The sequence below is a fragment of the Mycobacteriales bacterium genome, assembly GCA_036497565.1.
GTDB lineage: Bacteria > Actinomycetota > Actinomycetes > Mycobacteriales > QHCD01 > DASXJE01.
In genome coordinates this window covers 1-10,985 of sequence record DASXJE010000086.1, presented here as the reverse complement: position 1 = coordinate 10,985, position 10,985 = coordinate 1, and the positions used below count along the sequence as shown (strand labels likewise).

Genomic DNA, 10,985 nt, shown 5'->3' with positions numbered 1-10,985 from the left:
GATCCGCGCACGTACGGTCGGGCGCGCTACCTGAGCTAATCTGATAATGACACCCGTTGTCAATTGCGTTTACCGACGGTCGTCGGATGGTGGCCGACGTCGCGCCACCGCGCACGAAGAAACACGCGGCGCGGGACGGTTGCCTGTCCTTGAGTACTTCAGGCCGCGATCGGCTGATGATCCGAAAGGCGTCCACGCAGAAGATGCAGCGAAGCAGGCTGGGTGCGCCAGTTTCCGCTCGGAGATGGCATCACCGATCGGGCCGATCCCTCGGGAAGTCATGATCATCGTCTGCCGAGGCGGCCGCGTTCAGGTCGTCTGGGTGGCCATCGCTTGGGTCCCAGTCGGAATTGGGCGCCCGACGGCGGAGTTGCCCAGCGTCCGATGGGCTTGCAGCGACCGGATCAGACGCCGCAACCTGGTCGGGGACGGGCCAATGATCAGCCCAGGGTGATGATTGACGTGCAGGTGAGGACACCGGTCACGGTGACCAAACCACCATGGGTGCCGCTCTCCGGGGTAAGGCGGCCGGAGAAGGTCAGCGTCTTTCCGGTGCGCCGCACAGTGGGTGGTGTTCGGATCCGCTCGTCGCTCCACGCCTGACCGGAGGTCAGCTTCAGCTCGATTCTGCGGAGCGTCGAGGTATCGGTGCTCACGCCGAGCGTGTTCGGGATCCCGGCGGCAAGGCTCGTCGACCCCCGAGCTAACAGCCCGTCCGGCGCGTTGGGGCTGCGGATACAAGTGACCGCGCTGAACCGCAGCCGTTTGGAGATCGCGCCCGCCAACGTGGCGTAGCCGTGACCGGGAGCTCCCGTGTGCGGCGGGCCGACCGGAAGGCCGCCGCCGGCAGCCGGACCCGCGGCCGGCGACGACGAGGCGGGCGCCGGGCGTGTCAATTGGCCGGCCTGGCCGGTCTTTGCGGCGGTGTTACCGAGCAGCACAAAGGCGAGGATGACCGCCAACCCGGCGAAAACCAGTAACCAACGCGACATCTCGCCTCCTTCGCATCCCGGACAACCGAGATTGTCCGTCACCAACGATCCATCTGACATGACCCTCAGGTGCCCAGCAATCGAGGATCCACCGTTCACCCGCGTACTTGTCAACAACAGTCAGACTCTGCATTCCTATCGTCCGGATCGCTCCCGCGGCCGCATGGCGACCCTCCTCGGCCTCGCTTCCGCGACGACACCCGCGAGCCGCCGAGGCTGCTCGACGAGACTGAAGTCGACCCCACACAGCTGCCTCAGCTGTCGGCGTCCGCAGGGGTAACCAGCCACATACTCATGTTGTCGTGAGGGTGAATTGTTAGTAGCCCGCGTCTGTTGCCCGCCACCTGAAGGTAGTGAGCAGTTGCTATGCGCGATGCTCCACTGAGCTGGTGTGTCAAAGACGAAGGGCTGTTGGACGCTGCTTCGCGTCGCATCCCGGAATTGTCAGACCTGCGCGCCATCGTGGCTACGGCAGCGAACCAACACTGGATCTACTTGACGGATTGCCGGGGTCGGCTCCCGGCGCACTCGGCTAGAGGCCGCATCTTCTGACAACGAGCCGCACACAACACATTGAATTGCTTCCGCTGCTTGATCTGTGCTGTGGCTCGTCGCTTGAGCGGCCCAAGCGTCGGTGAGTCCACCTCCTGGTCCCGCCCTTCATGGACGGCGTACCGCGCGGAAGGCCGCATCCTCCGCGCGGTACGCCCAAAGGGGTTGTGGTGCGGGAGCCACCTGCGAAGGCCCGATGGGTTGTGTCGCTGTATCCGGACGCCGGCGAGGCCGGGGGATCGTTGCGCGGCACCGGGCCGCCGCCGTCACGGGGCGTCGGCCCTGCAGACCCGGATCGGGCTAGAGCGGAGGCGGGGCGGCGGGCGCGTACCAAGGTGCGCCGTTACTGCGCCAGCAATCGGCTCAACCGCCTCGGCACCCTGACCTATGGCGGCGAGGGGTGTCACGATCCGCAGCAGGTCCGGGTTGACGCAGGCGTGTTCTTCCGGTCGCTTCGCGAGGATGTGGGTGGGAAGGCGATGCCTTACCTGTGGGTGCCCGAGTGGCATCCTGGCGGGCACGGTCTCCACCTGCATTTCGCGGTCGGCCGCTACATCAAACGCTCGTCGGTCGAGCGCGCATGGGGGCATGGCTTCGTCCATATCAAGCTGCTCGGTGACCTGCCGGTGGGATCGGGTCGGCTCGACGAGAGTCGTCTGGCAGCGCGATACCTGGCCAAGTACGTCACCAAGGAGCCCGAGGATTCCCTGGCCGGCCTGCACAGGTACGAGGTCGCTCAGGGCTTCCAGCCGCGGCGGGTTGCGTTTCACGCCGACACCGGAACCGAGGCGTTATCCATCGCCATCTACCAGATGGCGCGGCCACCGGACTACGTGTGGTGGTCGTCGCAGGAGGAGCAGTGGCAGGGGCCGCCGGCGGTGTGGGCGTCATGGGCTGCGTAGACCCGCAAGAGATCCGGGACCTCGTCGACCGGTCCTGCGCAGATCAAGGGCTACCGGTGAAGGTGAGCTCACCGGCCGTCGTCGATGCGGTCGTCTCCTTGTTGCGGCCCGGGGCTGCGCGCAATCGAACCCCTGGTCAGTCGTCACAACCGCCAGACCGGGGTGACTCTGCCGGGGTCGACATAGTGGATGCCGGGTCGTGCGGGGCTGATGACGACGTGGTCCAGGATGGCGCGGACGATGGCACGCTGTCGGTCGAGGTTGAGTGCCGCCCATTGGCGTCGTAGGGCGTCGCCGTTGCCGATGTAGTCGCTCACGACGCTCGCTCTGGCGGCGTGCGCCAGCCGGCGGCGAGATTCGTTCAACCGTCCTTCGATTGGGCGCTTGGCCTGGATCCACTCAACTGCGGTGATAGTCCGCGTGGCGTACAGCTGGGTGAGTTCTTCCAGCTGGGCGACGTCGGCGTCAATCGACTCTTGAAGTGTGGTGTTGTCGGCGGCGCTTGTCGCACGCCCTTCCAGCGCCGCGCTGAGTTCAGTGGTGTCGAGGCGGTAGAGGACGGTTCCGGTTATGAGCTCTTCGAGTGGCCCGGCGTTGATGGCCATCCGGCCGCACCCGCCGAAGTCGTGACCGGACCTGCAAAGGTATCGCCGGGTGTCGTATCGCATCATCGAGTACATCTTGGTGCCGCAACGAGAGCACCGGCACATGCCCGAAAGCAGATAACTGCGCGCCGCCCGGTTGGTCCGTCGGGTGGGGTCCGTAAGCATCGCACGCAGTCGCTCGCCCACGCCCTCTGGGAAGATCGCCGGCCACACGGCTTGCCCGATGACTTCACCGTGACTGGTCCGAAGGCCTGAGTATCGGGGGTTGAGGAGAAGCTGTCGCAGTACGGGCGTTCGCCACGGTTTGCCGCTGACCGTCCGTACATCGCTCTCATGCAACCAGCGGCACAATGACGGCAGGCTTTCGCCGGCCAAGGCACGCTCGGCCAAAGACCGCAGGACCTCGGCCTCGCCCTTTTCGACGGTGACCTTGTCGTCCTTGTAGCCGAATGCCCGTGGCCCTCCCATGTTTGGCTTACCTGCCTGCGCGACCTCCAGCGCCTTGCGTCTTCCCCGTCGCCTCTTGGAATCGCTTTCGTTCGCCGCTACGGCGGAGAGCAGACGAGCAACCAGCAGACCATCTCCGGACCCGAGGTTGAAGTCGCCGTGGAGGGTCACCACGCTCGAGACGTTCGCCGTCGTGCAGGTTTGAACGAACTCCTCGAGCTCGATCGGTCGGCGGTGTAGTCGGTCCAGATGCCAGACGATGACTCCGTCGCGCAACTGGTTCTTGATGTCATCGAGCATCCGGCGATAGGCGGGTCTCTGCCTGCCGCTGTACGCACTGATGTCATCGTCGACGTACTCCTCCGCGATGGTCCAGCCGCGCCTGTTCGCCTCCTCTCGGCAATCGGTGAGCTGGCGACGGACACCAAGGCCGTCGCCGTCGCGGTCCTGCGAGATCCGCGCGTAGATCGCGACTGCTCCGAGCGTGGCTGTCACCGGGGCAGCTTAACGAATGGTCGTGAAGACGACCCTGCTGAACTGCCTATGTGCGGCGATCCCCGCGCGGGAAAGGATCGTGACCTGCGAGGAGGTCTTCGAGCTTCGCATCCCGTTGCCCGACGTCGTGTCGATGCAGACCCGGCAGGCCAACCTCGAGGGCACCGGCGAGATCCAGCTGCGGCGCCTGGTCAAGGAGGCGCTGCGGATGCGGCCCTCCCGGATCATCGTCGGCGAGGTCCGCCAGGAGGAGTGCCTCGACCTGCTGATCTCCCTCAATTCCGGGCTGCCTGGCATGTGTTCGATCCATGCCAACTCCGCGCGCGAGGCCGTCGTCAAGATGTGCACACTTCCGTTGCTCGCCGGCGAGAACGTCGGGCACAGCTTCGTCGTGCCGACGGTCGCGAGCAGCGTCGACCTCGTCGTACACACCGACACCGACCACTCCGGACATCGTCGGGTGCGCGAGATCGTCGGGATACCCGGCCGGGTCGAGGGCGACGTGATCGAGACCGCGGACATCTTCACCACGCGTGCTGATCGACTGGTCCGCGCCGACGGCTTCCCGCCGCACCCGGACCGCTTCTCGCGGCTGGGGATAGACCTGGCCGCGCTGCTCTCCGGGACATCCGTCGAGCCGGGGCGCGGCGACACTCTCCGGCGCGGAGCCTGACATGGGGGCTCTGCTGGGGCTGGTCTTCGGGATCGGTCTGCTGTTGATCTGGCGCGGCGTCTCTTCCCGGCCCTCTGTGCGTCCCACCGGTGCAGGCTCCTGGTCGAGGCGTCGTAACGAGCTCCTGCAGCAGGCCGGCGTCGAAGGCGTGACGTCGACACAGTTGGTCCTGATCCAACTCGCGGCCTCTCTGGTCGTCCTCGTCATCATCGTGCTGGCGACGAGCAGCCTCGCCATCGCGGTCTGCTTCGCCGTGATGGGGTTCTTCGGACCGCTCGCGCTCGTTCGCCGGCTGCGATCCAAGCGCAGCGTGGAGCTGCGGGAGGTCTGGCCGGAGGTCGTCGACAACCTCGCCTCCGGCGTGCGCGCCGGCCTCGCGCTGCCTGAGGCCCTGTCGTCCTTGGGCAGTCGCGGGCCGGAGCAGCTGCGGGCACCGTTCCGCCGGTTCGGCGCCGACTACCGGGCCAGCGGCCGCTTCATGGAGTGCCTGGACCGGTTGAAGGATGCGCTGGCCGATCCGGTCGGCGACCGCATCTGCGAGACGCTGCGGGTGGCCCGCGAGGTCGGCGGGACCGATCTCGGCCAGGTCCTCCGTACGCTCTCCGCGTTCCTCCGCGAGGACGCCCGCACGCGTGCCGAGTTGGAGACGCGGCAGGGCTGGACGATCAACGCTGCCCGACTGGCCGTGGCCGCGCCATGGCTGGTGCTGCTCCTGCTCGCCACCCAGTCGACGACCCTTGCGGCCTACGACACCCCGACCGGCGCGCTGGTGCTCGCCGCCGGCGGCGCCGTATGCGTCGTCGCCTACCGGATCATGGTGCGCATCGGCCGGCTTCCACAGGAGCGGCGGGTGCTGCGATGAGCCCGGTGCTCGCCGGTGCGCTGCTCGGGCTGCTCGCGGCCGGCGGGCTGCTGATGGCGGTCGCCGCCTCGCCGCCGGCCCGGCCGGTCCGGCTCGCCGACCGGCTCTCGCCGTACCTGCGGGACAGCCCGCCGCCGTCTCGGCTCCTGAGCGGCGACGGCCGGCCGACCGTCGGCCTGCTCGAACCGCTGCGCCGCCTGCTCACCCCGGTGCTCGCCGATGCGACCCGGGTCGTCGACCGCCTGGTGGGCGGCCGCGGGTCGGTACGACGTCGGCTCGGCGTGCTGGACCGGTCCGCGAGCGTCGAGGACTTCCGCATCGAGCAGGTCCTGTGGGGCGCGGTCGGTCTCGCTGCCGGGGTGCTCGTGTCGGCGTCGTTCTCCGTGAGCAGCGGTCGGATAAATCTGGTGTCGAGCCTGCTGTTCTGCCTCGGCGGTGTCGTGGCCGGCGTCCTGGCCAGGGACTGGTGGCTCACCGCGCAGGTGCGCCGGCACGAGGAGGCCGTGCTCGCCGAATTCCCTGTCGTGGCGGAGTTGTTGGCGCTGGCCGTGACCGCCGGGGAGGGGCCGACCGGTGCGATCGAGCGGGTCTGCCGGCTCACCGGTGGCGAGTTGGCTCGTGAGCTCGGCGACGCCCTGGCGCGGGCCCGGGCCGGTGCACCGCTGGTCCAGGCGCTGCAGGAGCTGGCCGACCGCACCAGGATCGACTCCCTCTCGCGGTTCGTCGACGGGCTGATCGTGGCGATCGAGCGGGGCACCCCGCTAGCGGACGTGTTGCGTGCGCAGGCCGCCGACGTCCGGGAGGCCGGCAAGCGGGCGTTGCTCGAGGCCGGCGGAAAGAAAGAGATCGGCATGATGGTGCCGGTCGTCTTCTTGATCCTTCCCGTCACCGTGCTTTTCGCCCTCTATCCGGGATTCATCAGCATCGTCGCGCTCGCGCGGTAGCCGTGAGCGCTGGGAAAGGAGACACCATGCGACCGGAGATGGTCCTGTGGTCGATACGCATGTGGGCGTCCGGTGTGTTCGACACCGTACGTCGGGACGACGCCGAGCGCGGCGACGTACCAGGCTGGGTCATGGTGACCCTGATGTCGGCGATCCTCGTCGTCGCGATCCTGGTGCCGTTCCGCGACGCGGTGATCCCTGCGGTCAAAGGCGCGATCCAGAACGTCATCGACGCCGGAAAGTAACCCGCCGGTGCGCCGTCCGGCCGGTGACGGCGGAGCAGCGGTCGTCGAGTTCCTCATGGTCTCGGTGCTGCTGATCGCGCTGCTGATGGCCGTGGTGCAGGTCGGGCTCTATCTGCACGTCCGCAACGTGGTCGCTGCGAGTGCCGCGGAGGGTGCCCGCTACGGCGCCGATTTCGGCCGTAACCCGGCCGTCGCCGGGCCGAAGGCCGACGAGGTGATCGGCCAGGCCCTCTCGTCCCACACCGCCGACGGCATCGCGTGCACCGGACAGCCTGCCGGTGGTGCCGGTGGCTCGGTGCTGGTCACGGTCCGGTGTCGTGGCAGCGTCCCGTTGGTCTTCTCCTGGCTGGGCAGCCTGCCCGGATTGGACGTGACGGCACGGGCACTGAAGGAGGGCCCGTGACCTGTTGTCGGCTGTGGGCGCGGATCCGGGCTCGACTGGCGGATCAGTCCGGTAACGCGATGATCGAGTTCGTGTTCCTCGGGATCATCCTGCTGATCCCGCTGATCTATCTCGTGCTCGCCGCGTCCTACGTGCAGCGCAACATCTACGGCGTCACCCAGGCCGCCCGCGAGGCCGGCCGTGCCTACGCGACGGCCGGCGACTCCGGTTCCGGTCTGGACCGGGCCGAATACGCCGCGCAGCTTGCGATGCAGGACCAGCGGACAGCGACGGACGTCACCCTCGGCTGGGCGCCCACCGGCGGCGACTGTGACCACCCCAGTCGTGTGCCGCCGCCGTTGGCGCCCGGCGCGGTCTTCGCGGTCTGCGTGACGAGACACATCACGATTCCCGGAGTGCCGAGCTTCGTCGGCGCGCGGCACAACACCGTGACCGGTCGATTCGTCGTCCACGTCGACGACTTCCGCTCCGGACCGGGGTCGCAGTGAGGTTGTTCAGTCGGCTGCCCCACGGTGACCGCGGATCCATGATTCCCATGATCATCCTGTGCTTCACGGTCGCCGGCCTGATCATCACCGGCAGCATCGCGGCCGGCGGGGCCTTTCTCGCTCAGCGGGACCTCGAGTCGGTGTGCGACGGTGCGGCGATCGCCGGGGCGCAGGCGCTCGACCGGGCGGCCTACTACGGCTCGGGCGTGTCCGGCGGCGCCTACCCGCTCGGCGACGTGCAGTCCAAGGTCGATGAGTACGTCGCCCGCGACGATGGGGGAGTGGCGGCCGGCGCGAGCACCGACGGCCGCTCGGTCAGCGTCACCTGCCGGGAGACGGTGCACATCCCGTTCGGCGGCGTGTTCGGGTACGGCGACGGGCTTGACCGCCAGGCGTCCGCCGATGCCCGACCCATTCAGGCGCCCGGGGGCTGAACCGGCGCGGAAATGGGCTTCGCGGTGCGTGAGCCTCCGCAGTAGCGTCTGGCTCCACCTCGAGCTCAGGAGTCTCATGGCATCTGCCGTCCACAACATCGTCTTCGACAGCGCGGATCCATACGCGCTGGCACAGTTCTGGAGCGAGGTCACCGGTCAGCCGCTGGCCGCTGACGACTTTCCGGGTGACCCGGAGGCGTCGATCGCCCCAGCCGGCGGGCCGACACTGTTTTCTGCGCGGTCCCCGAGCCCAAGTCGGTCAAGAACCGGGTTCACGTGTGCCTTCGGCCGGAGGGCTCCCCCGACGCCGAGGCCGAACGGCTGCTCGGTCTCGGCGCGACGCTCGTCGATGATCGTCGTACGCCGGAAGGTGAATGGGTGGTGCTCGCTGATCCGGAGGCCAACGAGTTCTGCGTTCTCGGTCGGAAGGCGAGTGACTAGGGACACGTGTGGGCCGGCGCAAAGCGGCCGAGCTCAACGGCTGAGAAATTTCTCGCCGTGGACCGATGAGTGCGGCGCGGTGGGTGCGTTACATGGGTGTTGGCCGCGCGCCGGGCGTGGCATCGCACCGAACGGAGCCGCTATGACCACCACGATCGCGAACATGTCCGTCTCGCTGGACGGGTACGTCAATCACCCCACCGACGGCGTCACGAGCCTGTTCGAGTGGTACACGGCCGGTGGCGAAGTCGAGTTGGAGATCGACCCGCGGTACAACTTTCAGCTCGACGAGAACAGCGCGAAGCTGCTGGACGAGGCTGTCGGCGGGATCGGGGCGCTCGTTGCCGGTCGGCGCCTCTTCGACGAGGCAAACGGCTGGGGCGGGCAGCACCCCATGGGCGCGCCCGTCGTGGTGCTGACGCATGAGCCGCCGGCTGACTGGCCGGCCGACACGTCGATCGAGTTCGTCACCGAGGGCATCGACGCCGCGATCGCGCGGGCGAAGGAGATCGCCGGCGGCAAGGACGTGGCACTGGCCAGCCCGACGATCACGCAGCAGGCGCTGGCCGCCGGGCTTCTGGACATGATCGCGGTCGACCTGGTGCCGGTGTTCCTGGGCGCCGGCGTGCGCTGGTTCGACCACCTGGGTACCGACCCGATCCGGCTCGGCAACCCGCGGGTTGTTCCGGGCAACCGGGTCACCCACCTGCTATACCCGGTGCTGTCCACGTCGACGACCACCGGCGCGTGAGCCGATGACGAACGGCGACCTTCTCGCGCATGCGCAGAGTCTCCTCGACGCGAACCGCTACCTGATCCTGGGTACGGCGGACCCGGACGGGCGTCCGTGGACCTCCCCGGTCTACTTCACCTCGGCGGAGGTGCGGGACTTCTACTGGGTCTCCATGACCGACGCCCAGCACTCTCGCAATCTCGCCGGGCGCCCGCAGGTCAGCATCGTCGTCTTCGACCCCACGGTCGCGCCGTACCACGGCCGTGCCGTGTATGCGGTCGGCGGGGCCCGCGCGTTAACTGGCGACGACGTGGACCGGGGCCTCGAGGTGTATCCCGGACCCAGCGATCGAGGCGGGGCACCGATAACCCGCGACGAGGTGACGGGATCGTCGCCGTATCGCCTGTACCGGGCGACGGCCTCCGACCTGTGGGTCCTGTGCCCGCGCGAGCCGGGTCAGCCGTGCCCGCTGCACGGTCTCAATCAGGACCACCGAGTCCGCGTCCAGTAGCGCGGCGGCCCCGCGCCGGGCGGCTGGGCCGGGTCGGCTGCCTACCATGTGGTCGTCGTATTGAGGCGGATCGTGAGACCGGAGGACCCGTTGCCATCCCCTTACGTCGGTGCGGACGGGCGCGCTCTCGCGGGTGTCCTCGCGGTCTTTCAGACACCGTTCGAGGCCGACGGGCGGATCGATCGACGGACGCTCGAGGCCGAGATCGACTGGCTGTTCGCGAACGGTGCCGACGGCCTGGTGTTCGCGATGGTGTCCGAGGTTCCAAGGCTGGCCTCCGACGAACGCGACGAGGTGGCGGCGTTGGCCTGCGACCTCGCCACCGGCCGTGGGCCGACGGTGATCAGCGTGGGTGCGGAGTCGACCGCGGTGGCAATTCGCCATGCCCGGCACGCGGAGGACAGCGGTGCCAGCGCCGTCATGGCTACTCCGCCCGGGCTCTACCGCGTCGGGGACGACGAACTACTGCGGTATTTCCTCGACATCGCCGGCAGTGTGACCGTTCCGCTCGTCGTTCAGGACGCGAGCGGGTACGTCGGCGCTCCGCTCTCGATCGAGCTCCAAGCCAGGCTGCAGTCCGAGTTGGGGGATCGGGTGATGTTCAAGCCTGAGGCCAGGCCGATCGGACCGCGGCTGAGCAGGTTGCTCGAGTCGACCGATGGCAGAGCCCGGGCGTTCGACGGGACCGGTGGGCTGCACCTGATCGACAACTTCCGCCGCGGCGTCGTCGGCACCATGCCGGCCGGTGACCTCGTCTGGGCGTTGTCCGCGATGTGGGCGGCGCTGTCGGCCGGTGACTACCCCAGGGCTTACCGCATCGCCGGCCCTCTGGCGCTGATGGTGTCGATGCAGACGAGCCTCGACGCTTTCGTGGCGATCGAGAAGCATCTGCTCGTCCACCAGGGCGTCTTCCCGACCGCGACGATGCGCGGCCCGGTCGGCCACGGCCTGGATCCTCAGACCCTCGACGAGGTCGAGCGACTGTTTGCCCTGCTGCGGTCGGCTGTCGACGGCGGCTGAGCCGCCCTTCGGATCCCAGCGCGGCTCCGGCTCAGGGTTCGATGACGATCTTGTGGACGGTGCGATCGGATCGCAGCGCCTCGAGCGCGTCGGCGTAGTCGTCGAGCTTGAACCGGTGGGTGATCAGCCCATCGGTCCGGGCGCGACCGGTCCGGAAGGCTGCGATGGCGGCCGGGAACGAGTTGATCTCGGCGAAGGAGCCCTTGATCGTGATCTCGCGGCGGAAGACGTCGTAGGG

General features: G+C 68.3%; 14 protein-coding genes and 2 pseudogenes. 13 read left to right on the top strand and 3 right to left on the bottom strand.

Features of this window, described 5'->3' with window-relative positions:
• Window positions 1-440: 440 nt before the first annotated feature.
• Window positions 441-992, bottom strand: coding sequence for a hypothetical protein (locus VGH85_07815; GenBank protein ID HEY2173704.1), 552 nt, complete (start codon window positions 990-992; stop codon window positions 441-443).
• A gap of 722 nt (window positions 993-1,714) precedes the next feature.
• Here VGH85_07815 and VGH85_07810 point away from each other — a divergent pair.
• Window positions 1,715-2,446 (top strand): hypothetical protein, encoded by a 732-nt coding sequence (locus VGH85_07810; GenBank protein ID HEY2173703.1) that lies wholly within the window; start codon window positions 1,715-1,717, stop codon window positions 2,444-2,446.
• A gap of 143 nt (window positions 2,447-2,589) precedes the next feature.
• Here the strand turns inward: VGH85_07810 and VGH85_07805 are convergent, their stop codons facing one another.
• The gene (locus VGH85_07805; protein HEY2173702.1) at window positions 2,590-3,993 is read right to left on the bottom strand and encodes a recombinase family protein; all 1,404 of its coding nucleotides are present in this window, start codon (window positions 3,991-3,993) and stop codon (window positions 2,590-2,592) included.
• 22 nt (window positions 3,994-4,015) lie between these two features.
• Here VGH85_07805 and VGH85_07800 point away from each other — a divergent pair, with 22 nt between their 5' ends.
• The 12 genes and pseudogenes from VGH85_07800 (at window position 4,016) to VGH85_07745 (ending at window position 10,747) form a co-directional block, all read left to right on the top strand.
• Complete coding sequence (locus VGH85_07800) at window positions 4,016-4,666, top strand: CpaF/VirB11 family protein (GenBank protein ID HEY2173701.1); 651 nt, start codon at window positions 4,016-4,018, stop codon at window positions 4,664-4,666.
• A 1-nt stretch (window position 4,667) separates the two neighbouring features.
• On the top strand, window positions 4,668-5,528 hold the full coding sequence (locus VGH85_07795) for a type II secretion system F family protein (protein HEY2173700.1): 861 nt from the start codon (window positions 4,668-4,670) through the stop codon (window positions 5,526-5,528).
• Window positions 5,525-6,472, top strand: coding sequence for a type II secretion system F family protein (locus tag VGH85_07790; GenBank protein ID HEY2173699.1), 948 nt, complete (start codon window positions 5,525-5,527; stop codon window positions 6,470-6,472). Before VGH85_07795 ends, VGH85_07790 begins: the two co-directional genes overlap by 4 nt.
• A gap of 26 nt (window positions 6,473-6,498) precedes the next feature.
• Window positions 6,499-6,717 (top strand): hypothetical protein, encoded by a 219-nt coding sequence (locus VGH85_07785; GenBank protein HEY2173698.1) that lies wholly within the window; start codon window positions 6,499-6,501, stop codon window positions 6,715-6,717.
• A 7-nt stretch (window positions 6,718-6,724) separates the two neighbouring features.
• Window positions 6,725-7,120 carry a TadE family protein gene (locus tag VGH85_07780; GenBank protein ID HEY2173697.1) on the top strand — a complete coding sequence of 132 codons (396 nt, stop codon included), beginning with the start codon at window positions 6,725-6,727 and terminating at the stop codon, window positions 7,118-7,120.
• Window positions 7,117-7,608 carry a hypothetical protein gene (locus VGH85_07775; protein HEY2173696.1) on the top strand — a complete coding sequence of 164 codons (492 nt, stop codon included), beginning with the start codon at window positions 7,117-7,119 and terminating at the stop codon, window positions 7,606-7,608. Before VGH85_07780 ends, VGH85_07775 begins: the two co-directional genes overlap by 4 nt.
• Before the next feature lie 38 nt (window positions 7,609-7,646).
• Window positions 7,647-8,042: a pilus assembly protein TadG-related protein gene (locus VGH85_07770; GenBank protein ID HEY2173695.1), complete on the top strand. Its 396-nt coding sequence runs from the start codon at window positions 7,647-7,649 to the stop codon at window positions 8,040-8,042.
• Window positions 8,011-8,232, top strand: a pseudogene (locus tag VGH85_07765) (VOC family protein). The gene VGH85_07770 and the pseudogene VGH85_07765 overlap by 32 nt, the downstream one beginning before the upstream one ends.
• 83 nt (window positions 8,233-8,315) lie before the next feature.
• Window positions 8,316-8,483, top strand: a pseudogene (locus tag VGH85_07760) (VOC family protein).
• A gap of 142 nt (window positions 8,484-8,625) precedes the next feature.
• Complete coding sequence (locus VGH85_07755) at window positions 8,626-9,234, top strand: dihydrofolate reductase family protein (protein HEY2173694.1); 609 nt, start codon at window positions 8,626-8,628, stop codon at window positions 9,232-9,234.
• Between the two features lie 4 nt (window positions 9,235-9,238).
• Window positions 9,239-9,727 carry a pyridoxamine 5'-phosphate oxidase family protein gene (locus VGH85_07750; GenBank protein HEY2173693.1) on the top strand — a complete coding sequence of 163 codons (489 nt, stop codon included), beginning with the start codon at window positions 9,239-9,241 and terminating at the stop codon, window positions 9,725-9,727.
• Window positions 9,728-9,799: 72 nt separating this feature from the next.
• On the top strand, window positions 9,800-10,747 hold the full coding sequence (locus tag VGH85_07745) for a dihydrodipicolinate synthase family protein (protein ID HEY2173692.1): 948 nt from the start codon (window positions 9,800-9,802) through the stop codon (window positions 10,745-10,747).
• A gap of 31 nt (window positions 10,748-10,778) precedes the next feature.
• Here VGH85_07745 and VGH85_07740 read toward each other — a convergent pair.
• Window positions 10,779-10,985: 2-deoxy-scyllo-inosamine dehydrogenase (locus VGH85_07740; GenBank protein HEY2173691.1), on the bottom strand; the 207-nt coding region annotated here is incomplete at its 5' end.